Below are 17,624 nucleotides of genomic sequence, written 5' to 3' on the forward strand. Positions count from 1 at the left end.
TTTTCCTTTCTACTAATAATGTTTTTACATGGCCTTATCCACTCGCTGGGTTTTATAAGTGCCTTCCGGTTGGCTTCTCTGCCGCAACTTACGGGCAAAACTATATTTCTGCTGCCCACTAACGCCATTAGGCCTCTGGGTTTACTGTGGCTGATAGCAGGTGGTTTGTTTTTGGCATCCGCTCTCCTGTTCTGGCTTAAAAAAGATTGGTGGTGGATGTTTGCTGCGGGCGGGCTGGTGCTTTCGCAAGCCTTAATTATTATGTACTGGCCCGAAGCAAAATTTGGGACAATAGCCAATCTGATTATAGCCGTGGGAATAATACTGGCATACGGTTCCTGGAACTTTAACACCACCGTTTCCCAGGAACTTAAAAAGTTTAGTGACCAGGTTAGTCCAAAGAGAGAAATAATTACCCAGGAAATGCTTTTAGACTTGCCCCCGGTGGTGCAGCAGTGGTTAAATCGCTGCCAAATTATTGGTAAAGAAAATATTCATTCGGTGCACCTGCAACAGCGCGGTGAAATGCGGACCACACCCGAAGGTAAATGGATGTCTGTACAAGCCGATGAATATTTTACCGTTGCGGCACCGGGCTTTATTTGGGTAGCCGATGTACAGGCCACCCCCTTGCTGCACCTGGCCGGAAGAGATAAATACGAAAATGGCCGCGGACATATGCTCATAAAACTACTTTCGCTTTACCCGGTAGCTGATGCCAAAGGAAAAGAAACCGACCAGGGCACGCTGCTGCGGTACCTGGGTGAGATGGTCTGGTTTCCAACGGCAGCCCTCAGTAACTATATTCGCAGGGAACAATTAAGCGAAAACGCCACCAGAGCTACCATGAGCTATGGTGGCGTTACAGCGGCAGGCATTTTCAGATTTAACTCCACCGGCGATGTTACCAGTTTTGAAGCCAAACGTTATTACGACCGGAAAGAAGGCGCTACCCTGGAGAACTGGCTGGTAACCGTTGACCCGAACAGCTACCGGGAATTCAATGGCATTCGGGTGCCCACCAAGTCAGACGTAACCTGGAAACTCAAAACCGGTGATTTTACCTGGTTTAAACTGGAAGTAACGGATGTAATTTTTAACCGGGCGATTAATCAATCCGGAACGCTAAAGCCCCTAATAGCCAAAACTAAACCCTATGAAATGGCCCGGTAAATACGCACGTAAATGGATTTTGGCCTGTGCTTTGGGCGAGTTGCTGGGCATTGGTGCTGCCGGCGCTATTGCTTTCGCCGTAAATCATACACTCGGTGAACCTGTTACGCTGCCGCAAAAGCTAACTGTTTTAGGTTGCATGCTGGCTGCCGGAGCCGTAGAAGGAAGTTTATTGGGTTATATGCAATGGCGGGTTCTGCAAGAGCGAATTCCCCGGCTACCTGCGCTGGAGTGGATGGGCTGGACAGTGGCTGTAGCGGTACTGGGTTGGTTTTTAGGCATGTTACCTTCCCTTTTCTTCCTGGAGGGTACTGCTGATAATTCTCCTCAGTCACCTGCTGTGGCGCTGGAAAATCCTCTGGTTTTATCTTCCATTGCGGTGGGGATGGGCTTGCTGGTGGGCGCTTTGTTTGGGTTGTTTCAATGGTTTTCCTTAAGAAAATATATACCGGCGGCGGGTAAATGGATTCTGGCTAATGCTTTGGGCTGGGGTTTGGGACTAGGCTGGATTTACCTGGCCGCCTCGTGGCCTGACGAAAACACTTCGCTACCGTTAATCATTATTTCAGGCATTTTGGGCGGAATATTGGCTGGTCTTTCCGTGGGTCTTATTACGGGCATTTACCTGCCAAAACTAACCCAACCAAAGAGCCAGGTAGTATATTTTTTAAAGGTAAACTGATTTTGTTCTTACTAATGTGCACCTATGATAAACACCCCAAAACCGTCCTCTCCTTTTGCCGGAAATTCAATTCGGAATATTAAGGCGAAACCGAATAAAGTAAGTACGCCCCTGCGTAACCGGAATAAAAATATTTACCTGAAAGATTTTGTGTATGGGGCCGTTGACGGAGCAGTTACAACTTTTGCCGTGGTGTCGGGAGTAGCCGGAGCAGATTTGCCGCCCAGGATTGTAATTATACTAGGCATGGCCAATTTACTGGCCGATGGGTTTAGCATGGCGGTGAGTAATTATTTGGGCGTTGAAACTCAAAACCAATTACTCCAGAAGACCCGCGATGAGGAATTAAACCAAATCCAGCATAATCCGGAAGTGGAAAAATCGGAGATCAGGCAAATTTACGCACAAAAAGGATTCTCCGGGGACAACCTGGACCAGGCCGTTGAAATAATTACGGCAGATAAAACCCAGTGGACCAACACCGTGCTGCAGGAAGAATTTGGTTTAACCCCAACAGAAACCGTTGCCTGGAAAGCAGCCCTGGCTACCTTTACTGCTTTTCTGGCAGTTGGTTTTATTCCGGTATTTCCATTTTTATGGAATTTCCTTTCCCAACAAAAATTAGATAATCCCTTCTTCTGGAGCAGCATCAGTACTGGTTTAGCATTTTTGGCAATAGGTGCCATTAAAAGCAAATTTGTGAATAAGCCCTGGTATAATTCGGGCCTGGAAACACTTTTACTCGGAGGGGCCGCCGCTGTCCTGGCTTACCTGGTGGGAGATTTACTAAAAGGACTTGGCCTCTAAATGATTACAGGTAAATAATATAAACTTAAATACCTATTTAAAATACTAAAACCAATGGTACCTCTCCTAAGAAAGTAATATTTATCCTTTATAATATTTAACAGTTAATCCTTTTCGGTGAAAGGTTTTATAATAAATTATTCGTATATTTTCTTTATATTATATAATCAAATACTTATCTGATTGAAATTGAACACTCCACTACCCCACCATACTGGCTTTAATTAGAACTACAAGTTTACTGGGTTTTAGTCCTGTATGCACGTTTACATGCCATTTTTTTATTAACCACTCATAAAATTAAGATCATGAAGATTGCTATACCGTACTGTTTCTCATTAATATTTTTAGTTTTAATCGCAAATGCAACAATAGCCCAAAGCTTCTGTACCCAAATTGCGAAAGACGACTTTGTAGGACCAGTTTATTGGAATACAGGTTTAAGTTTTTCATTGGCTAAGTTGCAGGCCAACGATACCGAAAAGCTAGAACTGGCAGACTTTCCCAGTAGATTCCTGTATTACGGCGACTATCGGATTGGGATAGTTGGTTATTCTGAGAAGACTAAAAGTTTCAATATATCCATTATTATTCCAGGTTATATTGGACCGGTATCTTTTACGTACACCTTAAAAAAAGAACCGGAAACCCGCCTGGGGGCTCCCTTCCTCATTAACGGCGAGGAGCACTACTATGAAGTTATTCCGGTAAATGCTCAGCTTTCCTGGCAGGATGCCATGGCGCAGGTAGGAGCCCGTTCTTATAATGGCCAAAAAGGCTACCTGGCAACTGTTACTTCTGCCGAAGAAAATGAATATATTCGCCAAAAACTGGAAAATTCTTCTTTGGGGTCTAGCGCCTGGCTAGGGGCGAGCGATGCAACAGCAGAAGGAACCTGGCGCTGGGTGGCTGGCCCGGAGGCCGGCACACCCTTAAGCTACAGTAATTGGGCGCCCGGCGCACCCAATAATGCCGGCGAGGAAGATTATTTAACTATAAATCTGGCCGGTCAGTGGCAGGATTTAAATAAGGAGGAAAATTCGGCTGCCGATAACCCGGTCAATCTTTATGTAGTAGAATACGGCAGTTCAGAAAATTGTTCTAATTATTTAACCGCCACCGTCAGCGCTGCTGCAATAAGGCCAGTTCCTATTCTCATTTGTCCTTTAGCTTTATCTACCAAGGTTACCCAGGCCGAGCCTTGGTACGGCATGTGGGGACCTTTTAACGGGGCCGGCGCCATTGATTTAACCGTAACCGGCGGCAACGGCTCTTATACCTACCAATGGAATAACGGCGCTACTACCCAGGATTTAGGCTTAGTTTCTCCGGGATATTACACGGTTACAGTAACAGATCACAGCAGTGGCTGCCAGGCCAGCACCACGGTTTATGTTGGCATGAAGAACGATTTCCTGCGCGTGCTTTCCTCCCACATAGAAGTTACTCGTAGCGGTTCGTGGGGTGGCAGCAATGGGTCCATTGACGTGACGGTGCTGGGCGGCGTTCCGCCTTACACCTATGCGTGGGAAAGGGGGCAAACGACCGAAGATTTAACCGGACTGGACCCTGGGGTTTACAGGGTTACCGTTAGGGATGCTTTCGGCCAGCAAGCAGCTACTTCTGTGTATGTTTCAGAACTTAATGATCCACTCCTTTTGCATATTAACCATCAGAATGTTTCGGCGGCTGGGAAAAAGGATGGCGCACTGGATTTAACCGTTAGTGGCGGAGTAGGTCCTTATACCTACCGCTGGAATACCGGAGCTACCACCGAGGATTTACATTATGCGGAACCGGGTTGGTATGAGGTAACGGTAACCGATGCTAAAGGTGCCACCGCCACAACCGGTGTACAGGTAGAAGTAGGCCGCAGCCCGGTCATCATGCTTACGCCCCAGAATGTATCGGCAGCCGGGAAAGAGGATGGTTCGGTGGCGATTTCCGTATATGGCGGGGTACGGCCATTCACCTACCGCTGGAGTAATGGGGCGGTAACGGAAGGCTTACATAATGTTGATGAGGGTTGGCACGAGGTAAGGGTAACCGATGCCAATGGCATCATGTCCGCGGCAATGGTACTGATAGGAGTAGGCCGCAGCCCGGGTATAATGGCCCGCCAACCAAATGCTGCTGATATACTCGCCCCACCTGTAGGTTTAACCGCTTACCCCAACCCGGCTTCTGAGAAAGCAACCGTAAACTTTAGTTTGGCGGCGGCTACCCAGTACACTTTGGAGATTTACGACATCCGGGGTGCAAAATTGAAAACGCTGGCGGCCGGACAGGCCCAGGCCAACAAAGCAGTAATATTAGAAGTAAACGTGGCAGATTACGCCAAAGGCATTTACCTGCTTAAACTCCAAACTGACCACGAAGTTATTTCCCAGCGATTGCTAATAGGACGCTAAACGCGCAAGGGCCGGCTTGTTTCTTTGAGCTAAGCCGGTCTTTTTTCCTTCCGCTTCTTTACTCTACCCCATCCGGCAGAGGGTTTACCTTCTTTTCAGAATCATTTGAAACGCCAAAAAAATAGTCATGAAACCTAAAACTTTACTCCAAGTCAATCTTTTTCTAAAAGGTATATTTTATGTATTTAAATGCCACCGTTTAATAATGGCTCTAATTTACTTATGTATTAGCCTTACTTCCATCTCACCATTGATAGCCCAATCCTTAGGAGTTGGCGGCGGTTCAGACAGCTTCCATTCCTTGGCGGTTTCGGCGAATGGCAAAGTATACGCCTGGGGAGGCAACTGGGCGGGGCAATTAGGGAATGGTACTATCATTCATAGCGCGCTTCCGGTAGATATTTCAAATCAGGGCGCTTTAACCGGCAAAACGATAGTGCAAGTGGCCAATGGATTTGCACACTCCCTGGCCTTAGCTACCGACGGGACAGTTTATGCCTGGGGTTACGGGAGGCAGGGGCAGCTAGGAAATGGGGAAATATATTCAGATAACGAACCGGGCATTTCCTCTCCCTTACAAGTACCTAATCTTTCCGGTGTTATGGCTATTGTGGCAGGAAGGTTGTTTTCCCTAGCTTTAAAATCGGATGGTACCGTCTATGCTTGGGGTGAGGGTTATAGTTCACTTCCAACCCGGGTAAACGGTCTTACCGGGATTATCTCGATAGCTGGTGGTGCAGGCCATTCCCTGGCCCTTAAATCAAACGGAAGAGTTTACGCCTGGGGAAACAATAATTTTGGACAATTAGGTAATGGCACTAAAAACGCTAGTCCTTGGCCGGTAGAGGTACGCAACCTTGCCGGTATTGTAGCCATAGCAGCAGGTGCCACGCATTCAGTAGCATTAAAAACAGACGGTACCGTGTATGCCTGGGGAAGCGGTGATTATTATGGGCCTCCCGCTTCTGTTGGGAGCACCCTACCGGTAAAAATTCCTAACCTTGCCGATATTAAAGCAATTGCTACCGGTGCTATTTTTTCGCTGGCTTTAAAAAACGATGGTACAGTTTACGCCTGGGGCGGCGGCGCCCAAGGTCAGTTAGGAACAGGCGTTTTATATGACGGGTATGTAACCGTACCAGTGCAGGTAACGGGTATTACCGGCGTAACGGCTATTGCGGGCGGTTCCGAACACGCCCTGGCCCTAAAAGCCGATGGCAGCATTTATGCCTGGGGCGGTGGTTTCTTTGGACAGCTAGGAAATGGTACTTTTAATAATAGTTATGAGCCGGTAAAAGTAAAAGGCTTAAACCTAAACCAGCCCCCACTCCCACCTAATCCATCCATTATTAATTGGGATAAAACCTTAGGTGGGGATTTTAATGAACAATTGAATACGCTACACCAAACAACCGATGGCGGTTATATTTTGGGTGGTTGGTCCGACTCCAATATAAGTGGAGACAAAAGCGAGAATAATAAAGGTAGCGAAGATTATTGGGTTATTAAGGTTAATGCATTTGGCAATAAAGAATGGGATAAAACCATAGGGGGAAGTTATGGGGATGTTTTATATTCTATCCAGCAAACCGCCGATGGTGGCTACATTTTAGGAGGCACCTCCTCTTCTAATGCAGATGGGGACAAAAGCGAAAATAATAGAGGTATAACAGATTATTGGGTGGTGAAACTGAATGCAGCAGGAAGTAAAGAGTGGGACAGAACTTATGGTGGAAGTAAAGAAGATAATTTATTTTCCATACAACAAACCACTGATGGCGGCTATATCTTAGGTGGGTCCTCTAATTCTGATGCTGGTGGCGATAAGAGCGAGAACAGTAAAGGGGTAACAGATTACTGGGTGGTGAAGGTGAATGCGAGTGGCAACAAAGAGTGGGATAAGACCATTGGAGGGGATTTGGATGATTTTTTTCGTTCCATCCACCAGACCAACGACGGCGGCTATATCCTGGGAGGAACCTCTAATTCTGGTGCCAGTGGTGACAAGAGCGAGAACTCTAAAGGTTTTCAGGATTATTGGGTAGTTAGGCTCGATGCCTCAGGAAATAAATTATGGGATAAAACCATTGGGGGGATTGGTGATGATTATCTATCGTCTTTACTACAAACCACGGATGGTGGCTATATTCTAGCGGGAAGTTCTAACTATGACGCAGGTGGCGATAGGAGTGAAAATAGCAAAGGAGACCTTGATTACTGGGTGGTCAAGTTGAATCCGACAGGTAATAAGGAATGGGACAGAACCTTGGGAGGAGATAGTTATGATTCTGCACCTTCTGTTCGGCAGACAACTGATGGCGGTTATATTTTAGGAGGAAATAGCATTTCAGGTAGAAGTGGGGATAAAACAGAACCTAATATAGGTGGTCATGATTATTGGATAATAAAGCTGGATAGGAACGGTAACAAAGAAGGAGACAGAACCATTGGAGGAAATAAGAGCGATGGTTTAACATCTGTTTTACAAACAACCGATGGCGGCTATATTTTAGGTGGGTCATCCGGTTCTGATGCCAGCGGAGATAAAAGTCAAAACTCTAAAGGGTATACCGACTTCTGGATTGTAAAGTTGGTTGGAGATATACTATCCCCTGTCATTTGTGATTTAGGCTTAACTACCAAAATTACCCAGGCCGAACCTTGGTACGGCTTATGGGGCTATAGCCATGGGGCAGGTTCCATTGATTTAAAGGTAACCGGGGGTACGGCTCCGTACACTTATCAATGGAATGCAGGGGTAAGCAGCCAGGATATACCGGTTGCCATGCCGGGCCAATACTCGGTTACAGTTACCGATGCTAACGGCTGCAGGGCTACCACGCACGTTTTTGTCGGTAAAAAAGATGATTTCCTGCGCGTACTTTCTTCTCACCAAAATGTTACGGCTCCGGGTCGTAGCGATGGCTCTATTGATTTAACCGTAGTTGGTGGGGTAGTACCGGCTACTTACCGGTGGAGCAATGGGGCTTGGGTGAATTTTTCTGAGGATTTAACGAATCTTTCGGCCGGTACTTATACGGTAGTAGTTACGGATGCTTTTGGCCGGAAAGCCACCACTACGGTAATCATTTCTGAGCCGGGTACGCCTTTGTCGCTGGCTATCTCGCACCAGAATGTCTCCGCTGCCGGCAAGCAAGATGGTGCCGTAGACCTGACAGTAATTGGTGGCTCTGGTCCTTATACGTACCAGTGGAACACGGGTGCCCGCACCGAAGATTTACACTATGCTGCCCCTGGTTTATACAGCGTTATTGTTACAGATGCGACGGGTGCCACCGCGACGTCTTCGGTACGGGTGGAAGTAGGCCGCACCCCTACCCTGCTGACCCACCAACCTGCTGCTGGGGAGGATTTACTCGCTCTTCCTGCTACTTTAACAGTTTACCCCAACCCGGCTACAGATAAAGCAACCGTAAACTTTAGCCTGACTACAGCTGGGAAATACACCTTAGACCTGTATGACATCCGCGGGGCTAAAGTAAAAACTCTCGCCAGCGGAAAAACACCGGCCAACAAAGCTTTAGAAGTTAAAGTGAATGTAGGGGAATTTGCTAAAGGCATTTACCTGCTTAAGCTCCAAACCGACCAGGGTGTTTCTTCGCAGCGGTTGCTGATCCAGCGCTAAAGGTTATAGGCAGGCTTTTTCTTTGGGCTAAAGCCTGCCTATTTTCCTTTTACTGCTTTACTCTACCAATTCAGGCAGAGGGTTTCCCTTCCTTTCAGAATCATTTAAACCTTCAAAACAGCAATTATGAATGCAGAAATTTTACTTTTATTGCTTGGGTATTTAAACCATGTTATTAAACCATTTTCTGTTGGCGGTTTATTGTGCTTGATTTTTTATTTTTCCACCTTACCTAATGTGTTTGCGCAAGGCCAATTAGCCGGTGGGGAATTTAACTCTTTTGCAATTTCCAAATATGGTAAACTATATGCCTGGGGATTCAACTGGTCAGGGCAGTTAGGAAATGGCACCAATGTGACCAGTACCGTACCCATAGATATCTCTAACTTTGGCGCTTTAGCCGGAAAAACTATCATCCAGGTTGTAAGTGAGGCAAGGTATACTTTAGCCCTGGCAACGGACGGTACGGTATATGCCTGGGGAAGTAATTTTTCCAGAAATTTGGGAAGCAACCAAGTTGGAGATAGCAATGTACCCGTTCAGGTGAACAATCTTTCGGGAATTATTAGTATTTCCGGAGGCGAGCGACATTCTTTAGCCCTCAAATCGGATGGAACCGTCTATGCCTGGGGAAGTAATAACAATGGTCAGTTAGGAAACGGCTCTTTAGACCCATTTCCTATTTCTACGCCGATGCAGGTGGTTAATCTTTCCGAGGTTATCGCTATTGCTGGCGGAGACAGTCATTCCCTGGCCCTCAAATCGGATGGTACCGTCTATGCCTGGGGAAGGGGGTACTCTGGACAGCTGGGAGACGGTAATTTCTATACTGATTCCCCTTATGGTAGTGCTGTACCAGTAGAGGTAACTGCACTTCACAATGTCACCGCTATCGCTGCGGGGCCTAATTACTCCTTGGCTCTGAAAGGCGACGGTACTGTTTTTGGCTGGGGTAATAATTATTCTAGTAGCGTTCCCGTACAGGTTGACGGCCTCTCCGGGATTACAGCTATCGCTGCCGCTTATTTTCATTCTTTAGCGCTTAAGAGCGATAGCACAGTATATGCCTGGGGCAGTGGCCAATATGGCCAGTTAGGAAATGGTGTATTTTATAATACTTATCCTTTTGGCAGCACGGAGCCAGTTCGGGTAAGTGGCCTTACCGGAATCACGGCTATTGCTGGGGGTAGAGACCATTCCCTGGCCCTCAAAGCGGATGGTTCTGTCTATGCCTGGGGTAGTTATAACTTTGGTAATTTAGGGAACGATAGTGGTGTTCCCAGTGCCGTCCCCGTTCAAGTTATCCGCTTAAACCTTTTAAATCAGGGTAGCGGCGAAAAAGAATCACCGGTCATTGAATGGGATAAAACCATCGGGGGAAATTATCTTGATTATTTGACAGCCATCCTGCCTACCCCTGATGGGGGTTATATCCTAGGCGGTTACTCTAGTTCGGGTACCAGTGGGGATAAAAGTGAGAATGTAATAGGTGGTTTTATCTTTGATCCAAATCAATCTTTTTTAACCTTTAACCATGACTATTGGCTGGTAAAACTAGATGCCTCGGGCACGAAAGAATGGGATAATACCATTGGAGGAAATGGGAATGACCATTTAGCTGCTTTACAGCTGACAGCTGATGGGGGCTATATATTAGGTGGCTTCTCTAATTCTAATGCTAGCGGCGACAAAAGTGAGAACAATAATGGTTTTACCGATTTCTGGGTGGTGAAGGTGAATGCGACCGGCGCTAAAGAGTGGGATAAAACTATTAATGATGAAGCAACTAATGGTTTTAGCATGAATGATTTGATTGCCATACAACAAACCCCCGATGGGGGATTTATTTTAGGTGGTGAATTTTTCTCTAATGCTGGTGGAAACGCTATAGGTTCTCTTGATTACCGGGTCATCAAGCTAGATGCGACTGGCAATAAAGAGTGGGATAAAACCTTTGGTGGAACTGATCATGACTTGTTGACTACCATACACCAAATCACCGATGGAGGCTATATACTGGGCGGAACCTCTTATTCTGATGCCGGTGGCGATAAGAGCGAGAATGCCAAAGGCAGAGGCGATTATTGGATAGTGAAGCTCCATGCAACAGGTACTAAAGAATGGGATAAAACCATCGGCGGGCATGGTGGTGATGAATTAACTACTCTCCAGCAAACAGCTGATGGCGGCTACATTTTAGGCGGAAATTCCATTTCTGATGCCAGTGGGGATAAGAGCGAACGTCAAAGAGGTTATGACTATTGGGTCGTGAAGCTGAATGCGGCCGGTTCTAAAGAGTGGGATAAGACCCTATCGGGTGACTGGAATGAAGATTTAACTGCTTTACAGCAGACAGCCGATGGCGGCTATTTACTCGGAGGGAATTCTGAATCGAGTGCTGGCCGTGATAAAATTGAAAACTCTAAAGGTGGTCCGGATTACTGGGTGGTGAAGCTGAATGCTACGGGCAGTAGAGAATGGGACAAGACCATTGGCGGAAGTTTAGGAGAGGCATTGCGTTCTTTACAACAAACAGCCGATGGCGGGTATATATTGGGTGGGTATTCTAATTCAAATGTGAGTGGGAATAAGAGCGAGAATTCGAAGGGCTACTTTGATTATTGGGTGGTCAAGTTAGGTCCAACCAGCTGTTCTTTAGCCTTAACCACCCAAGTTACCCAAGCCGAGCCCTGGTACGGCATGTGGGGCTATTCGGCGGGTGCGGGCAGGATAGATTTAAGTGTAAGCGGCGGTACGGCGCCTTACACCTATATATGGAATGCGGGAGTAAGTAGCCAGGATATACCCATTGCCACGCCTGGCCAGTATTCAGTTACCGTAACGGATGCCACCGGCTGTACGGCTATTACCCAGATTTTCGTAGGCCGGAACAACGACTTTTTGCGGGTTCTATCTACTCATAAGAATGTCTCTACCCCAGGTGATAATGATGGAGCGATTGACTTAACCGTCGTGGGTGGCGTAGTACCAGCAACTTACCGGTGGAGTAACGGCACTACCACCGAAGATCTAACTAATCTTTCGGCTGGTACTTATATGGTAGTCGTAACCGATGCTTTTGGCCGGAAAGCCAGTACCACTGTAATTATCTCCGAGCCGGGTACGCCTTTGTCGCTGGCTATCTCGCACCAGAATGTCTCCGCTGCCGGCAAGCAAGATGGTGCCGTAGACCTGACGGTAATAGGTGGCTCCGGTCCTTATACGTACCAGTGGAACACGGGTGCCCGCACCGAAGACTTACACTATGCTGCCCCTGGTTTATATACCGTATTGGTAACCGATGCCACCGGTGCTACGGCTACCGCATCGATACGAATAGAAGTCGGTCACAGCCTGATAATGATGGCCCGACAACCCAATGGTGCTAATGATATACTCGCTCTTCCTGCTGCTTTAACGGTTTACCCCAACCCGGCTACGGAAAAAGCAATCGTAAACTTTAGCCTGACTACTGCGGGTAAATACACCTTGGACCTGTATGACATCCACGGGGCTAAAGTAAAAACGCTCGCCAGCGGAAAAACACCAGCCAACAAAGCTTTAGAAGTTAAAGTGAATGTAGGGGAATTTACTAAAGGCGTTTACCTGCTTAAGCTTCAAACCGAACAGGGTATCTACTCCCAGCGATTGTTAATTCAACGATAAACCATAACCCTTCAGCTTATTAAAATAAAATAATAATTTTATTAGCCCTGACCTAAACGTCAGGGCTTTTTTATTAATGCTCTTAAAGGATGCATTTGGGTTTATTAATTATCATATAATTAAATTTAACAGGAATTCTAAGTAATAACATCAAACATCCTTTCTTATCAGCCTTTAATTACTTGCAATAATTATTTGCAGATTCATCTACATTGCGATTTGGTGTAATCAAATCAAGCATATCTTCCAGAAGTTAATGGCTAAAAATGTATCGATATTTTAGCGGCAGCTTTATGCTTTAAGTGATTTTTTCCTAAAAACTTGATGGTTAGATCTTTAGCAGCCCTCCACCAATGGTTAAATATTTATTACAGAATGAATCAAGGTCATGGAATGGCTTTTGATAATTAGACTCTAATAACCACCCAATCAATACTCCAAATCAATAACCAACCACTAACAAAACAACAATACTTAATTTAACATGATGTAAATCAGGTTTATAGCTGATATTATTCATTTAATTCCAGTTTAGGGATGTTTAAGTTTGTCAGGAAAATTAAGGCCAAATTTTAAACCAGATGGTTTAACCAGGGCCAATTATTTTAAAACTACGACTCCACAGGGTTTACGGCAATCTACGATATCACCAGAAAAGGAATGGTGGATCCGAAAGCACCCGTAAAGAAGAAGCCACAAAAATAAAGTATATAAATCGGGCTAATTAATTACCGGTTTTTGCTCACAAAACATATTAAAAAATTGCATTCAGCATTTTATAATCTATAAAATAAAAAGGAGGCAACAATGAAAATTATGATCTTAGGCTGGGAAAAGCCATTTTCAAATCAGGAAAGTACAAACATAACCAGCATAAATACAGCAGAAGCATTGGCTAAATGGGTAAAAGTATCTTTAATTTTACCTCAATCCGATAAATCTTTAACGCAAAGAAATATAAAGATAATCGGTTTAAATAATATTTCTCTGGAAGCTATACCGGTTAATAATCCCAAAAGTGAAATTTTCCCATTTGCCAATCAGCATAATGCCCCGGCAAAAATTCCGTTGTATGGCACCCCCGTTTATTCCGGGCAGGAGACAGCCCAACAAAGGACAAGATTTTCCGGAGAAGCTGTTTCCACTGGTTCGTTTATGCAGGCAAACAGTCCTTACAGCCACCATAAGGCCAAAAAACCAAATTTATTCCTGCCGGAGCAGTTTAATAAATTAAACCTGCCAACCCAGATTATTCAGTATGCCCGCTATACCAGCCGTTTTGCTTATCAAATTAACTTCGATTTAATTTATGCCCATGATTTACCCACTTTCCTGGCGGGTACGGAGCTTAAGTTGCGGACCGGTAAAAAATTAGTGGTACAGGTTTCTGACTTAACCTCTATGCGAACCAGCTACAAAAACGGTGGTTGGTTAAACCAAATTAATAAATATGGGCTGGAAAAATCAGATGTAATTATTGCTGAAAATAACATTATTGCTAATGAGTTATTGGAGATATATGGTTTAAACCAGGAAAAAATAATTACGCTTCAACCAGGAACAGCAAAAACAACTATAATAAAAAAGGATAGTCTGTCAGTTGCTGCACCGGCAAATAATAAGAACGAGTCCGAAAACCTTCAAAAACAAGAATTGCTAAACCAGGTAACTGGGGAGGTTCTGGAAATATTGTTATCGTTAAGTTTTTTTGACCTGAATGAAGATGTGAAAGAAGAAAAATTATTGGCAGAAACTTTTATTAGTTAAAGCCTTAAGTTCATATGTTCTAAATCCAAAGTGATACCTACCATTAGGACTAATATAGCGCTGGCTTCAACGGTACTAATGTGCCATTAAGACCTTCTAAACCTCCCTAAAACCGCGGTTCTTTTAAATAATTAGAATTGCTTTTAGTTAAAAATGCTCTCTCAAAGAAACCAGGTTTATCCTCTACCCTTCCCGCAGAAACACAATTCATTTTAACCTTTTAAATTTAAAATCACCATGAAAATGCGTAAAATTATTTGGTTTATGGTGGCTGCTATTCTTTGGTGCTGGGCAGCCTTGGTGGCAGGATTTATATTCCCCAAAATACCAATCCTTTTCGACTCCCCTACTATTAGTAATTTGATAGGCCTTTCTGTACCTTTTGAATTGTTCTTGTTAGGGACACTGGCATTATTTCTCTTGTTTTTTAATCCAGCCCGAAAAATCTGGATAACAACCTTTTTCTTGGGGATTTTACTGCTCCTAAAAGGAATCTGGCTGGCCCCTTTGCTTCTTAGTTCTTTGGAATGGGAATATCCGCCTTTATCTTATTTGCCGGCTATTTATGCATTTACCGAATTAATTAAATTTGCTTTATTGCTACTAACCAGTTTCTGGCTTTACACCGAAATTAATACCATTGCCCGGGTGGAAGAAAGGTATAAATTTTTTATTTCAGGCCGCAAAGCTGTAAAGAACCATTTATCTCCGGAACAAAGACTTAGTAATAAATAACTAAGCTAATATTTCGGAAAGTTTTTAGGAATAATAAAGCAATTGAAGCTTTTAGAAGAGAATTTCGCTTGCAATTAGTATTACTAGCCTATGCTGGGTATCAAGTACTAAATCAAACTACACAAACATGAAAACCTTGATTGTATATTATTCTTTTTCCGGCAATAACCGGTTACTAGCGCAGCACCTGCAGAAAAAATTAAGCACCGACCTGCAGGAAATAGCAGAACAAAAATCCAGGAATGGCTTTAGCATTCTGCTGGACGTACTTTTTAGAAGAACTCCTAAAATTTTAGAACCAGCTATAACCTGGCCGCAATACAGCCAGCTAATCTTTTTGGCCCCCATCTGGGCTGGCCGGATAGCCTCTCCTCTTAAGGCTTTTATCCGGCTGACAAAGCAGCACTTACCTCAATATTCTTTTATTACCTTGTGTGGAACGGGTCATAACAAAAACCTGAGAAAAGAACTTACACAATTAACAGGAAAAGAACCGGAATTTATACTAGAGTTAATGGTAAATGATTTATTGCCACCGGAAAAGAAAAATAAAATTAAATATACCTCTGGTTATAAAGTACAACCGGCCGATTTAGAATATTTCGACACCAGCCTGGACAAACATTTACCTGCTTCGCAGCAATTGTTGAGGCATGAAAGGTAAGCCGCGTTATACTGATTCGGAAAACTTGGCTTGAAAAAAATTAACCAGCCTTATAGTTTTTTCCATGCACCTTTTCTTTACTTTGTTTTACTTTTAGGCCCAAGCTTAAACCATAACTGCCATTCTGGTACATAGGTGTGAGCTGAATATTTTCTTTTTTGAATTGGGACAGGCTAATGTTTTCGCATAGCCAAGGGTAAATAACGTAAGCCAGCCGCGTCGAAAGAATACCCACGCCAGCCCCAGCCATAACATCAGATAGCCAATGCCGGTTATTCAGCATCCGGAGGGCCCCGGTAGCAACGGCAAAAGAATATCCGCCTACTCCATACCACCCACTTTGGTTTTTAAATTCCTGGCGCAATATTTCGGCATTGGCAAAAGCAGTGCTCGTATGCTGCGATGGGAAAGCATCCAGACTAGGAAAATCCGGCCGCCGCTCTCTACTAATTCGTTTCAGGTTTTTGGTAATGGTATTGTTCAAAAAACTGGAAATAGCAAATATTAGACTCAGGTTTACCAAATCATGCTGGCCTTTAACGCCGGCCAGGTTAAGGCCATAAACTGCACCCAGTGGTACATAGCGGGTATAGTTATCCAACCCGGAATGAAAACCGGTGTACTGCTCAGCTATTACCCGCTGAAAGCCTTCGTTAGTTTCTAAAAATTCAGGATTGCCCAAGCTTAAAAAACCATACCCAACCAATAAGGCGGGGGCCGCCAGCGGCTGCAGATAATTCTTCTTGAACGAGCCGGCAGCTTTTATTTCCGGCGGTATTGGTAAAGGCTCCTGACGCAGAAATATGGTGGCTTGGGGCAGCAAGCTATCCGGGGTGGCAGGGTTTTGTTTTAATGTATCAGTTAAGTTATTATAATTGATAGCGGTAGCTAAAGAATTAGCCTTTAACGGCACCAGGCACCCAGGAGCGTACAAGAGTAAGCCCAGGAAAATATACTTTATCATGGTTAATAAACCTTAAATGAAGTAGCGTTTGAAGGCAAAGGCAGCAGGTTAAAATTTATATTTCAAGCAGTTATTATTTTAACGCGTGTTCGGTTAATTATTATTGTTTTGTGAAGCAGATTTAATTTAGAGCAGTAATCCGCACCGGCTGCATCTTTGCTGGCCACCTTATTTTGATGTTTCTAAACTGGCCCTGGGACAGCTAATCCGGGCCTGGATTTCGGTTTGAAACAAGCTCCCAGACAGAGTTAGGATTAGCTACCAAATAATAAATCTTTTCATTGGTTAATCTTTTTAATAGTCATCAATTGCAGTGCCGTATTTTCGGATGAGAGCCAATTGCCCGGCATGATACGCGGTGTGAGAAGTTATCCGGCCCAAAGCTTCGGCTTTGGTTTTGGTGCCAAATTCTTTGGTGGTAATCAAGGTTTCCCAATCAGCATCACTTTGTTTTTCCAGAATTTTTAGAAGCAATTCGGCCGAGTAAGCAACATAATCTTTTAACTCTGGCAGGTTTACCCATTCGCCGGTATCGTGCTGCGCAATTACCGTTTTGGCGGAAATTTTGATATCACCGGCCCCGAATACATTTTTGGCAAAAAGCAATTCCACATCGCCTATGTGCCGAATCAGAAAACCTGCACTATTAGGCGCTGGCGGCAGTTTTTTGCGCAAATCAGCCGGGGTTATATCCAGCAATTGGTTATTAAAACGGGTTCGGGCTTCCTGCCAAAGAGCGAGCAAAATTTCTGATTTTGTTTTCATAAGTCCGATGCTTAGTTGTCTCTGGAAGCAATAGTAAGATTTTATCCAAATTAATTTTAATTCAACCAATCCTTAATATTTACCGGTTATAGGCTGTTTAATGTCTTAGAATATTCATCTCAGATAGGTAAATATATTTTCTTTTAAATACATTAATAATGATATTCATCACTGCCTTTCCTGATTTATAAAAGATAAGTCCGGATAAAATAAAAAAGAAATATAAGGTAATGCTGCTGACTATAAGTTTAACCTGCCTGCTTTATGGCCCAAAATATTGCCTGCATAGTTGAATTTAACCTAATTCATATCATTTCCTTAGCTGATAAGTATCATAAGAATTC

Annotated in this window: 11 protein-coding genes; 9 read left to right on the forward strand and 2 right to left on the reverse strand. The window is 44.2% G+C overall.

Annotated features, from left to right (window positions below):
* Window positions 1-18 precede the first annotated feature (18 nt).
* The 9 genes from AAE02nite_RS24060 (at window position 19) to AAE02nite_RS24100 (ending at window position 15,551) form a co-directional block, all read left to right on the forward strand.
* Window positions 19-1,173, forward strand: coding sequence for a DUF6544 family protein (locus AAE02nite_RS24060; protein WP_174761998.1), 1,155 nt, complete (start codon window positions 19-21; stop codon window positions 1,171-1,173).
* Window positions 1,157-1,855 (forward strand): hypothetical protein, encoded by a 699-nt coding sequence (locus AAE02nite_RS24065; RefSeq protein ID WP_146904597.1) that lies wholly within the window; start codon window positions 1,157-1,159, stop codon window positions 1,853-1,855. Before AAE02nite_RS24060 ends, AAE02nite_RS24065 begins: the two co-directional genes overlap by 17 nt.
* A gap of 24 nt (window positions 1,856-1,879) precedes the next feature.
* A complete protein-coding gene (locus AAE02nite_RS24070; RefSeq protein WP_146904600.1) occupies window positions 1,880-2,662 on the forward strand; it encodes a VIT1/CCC1 transporter family protein in 783 nt (260 codons plus the stop codon).
* Window positions 2,663-2,970: 308 nt separating this feature from the next.
* Window positions 2,971-5,073, forward strand: coding sequence for a T9SS type A sorting domain-containing protein (locus AAE02nite_RS24075; protein ID WP_146904603.1), 2,103 nt, complete (start codon window positions 2,971-2,973; stop codon window positions 5,071-5,073).
* Between the two features lie 205 nt (window positions 5,074-5,278).
* A complete protein-coding gene (locus tag AAE02nite_RS24080) occupies window positions 5,279-8,719 on the forward strand; it encodes an RCC1 domain-containing protein (RefSeq protein WP_170252682.1) in 3,441 nt (1,146 codons plus the stop codon).
* Window positions 8,720-8,845: 126 nt separating this feature from the next.
* The gene (locus AAE02nite_RS24085) at window positions 8,846-12,385 is read left to right on the forward strand and encodes an RCC1 domain-containing protein (protein WP_146904609.1); all 3,540 of its coding nucleotides are present in this window, start codon (window positions 8,846-8,848) and stop codon (window positions 12,383-12,385) included.
* Between the two features lie 807 nt (window positions 12,386-13,192).
* A complete protein-coding gene (locus AAE02nite_RS24090; RefSeq protein ID WP_146904612.1) occupies window positions 13,193-14,152 on the forward strand; it encodes a glycosyltransferase family 4 protein in 960 nt (319 codons plus the stop codon).
* Between the two features lie 237 nt (window positions 14,153-14,389).
* Window positions 14,390-14,887 (forward strand): hypothetical protein, encoded by a 498-nt coding sequence (locus AAE02nite_RS24095; RefSeq protein ID WP_146904615.1) that lies wholly within the window; start codon window positions 14,390-14,392, stop codon window positions 14,885-14,887.
* Between the two features lie 127 nt (window positions 14,888-15,014).
* The gene (locus tag AAE02nite_RS24100; protein ID WP_146904618.1) at window positions 15,015-15,551 is read left to right on the forward strand and encodes a flavodoxin family protein; all 537 of its coding nucleotides are present in this window, start codon (window positions 15,015-15,017) and stop codon (window positions 15,549-15,551) included.
* Window positions 15,552-15,591: 40 nt separating this feature from the next.
* Here the strand turns inward: AAE02nite_RS24100 and AAE02nite_RS24105 are convergent, their stop codons facing one another.
* Window positions 15,592-16,515 (reverse strand): phosphatase PAP2 family protein, encoded by a 924-nt coding sequence (locus AAE02nite_RS24105; RefSeq protein ID WP_146904621.1) that lies wholly within the window; start codon window positions 16,513-16,515, stop codon window positions 15,592-15,594.
* Between the two features lie 294 nt (window positions 16,516-16,809).
* Window positions 16,810-17,280: a DinB family protein gene (locus AAE02nite_RS24110; RefSeq protein ID WP_146904624.1), complete on the reverse strand. Its 471-nt coding sequence runs from the start codon at window positions 17,278-17,280 to the stop codon at window positions 16,810-16,812.
* Between the last annotated feature and the right edge of the window lie 344 nt (window positions 17,281-17,624).

Source organism: Adhaeribacter aerolatus (assembly GCF_007991635.1).
GTDB lineage: Bacteria > Bacteroidota > Bacteroidia > Cytophagales > Hymenobacteraceae > Adhaeribacter > Adhaeribacter aerolatus.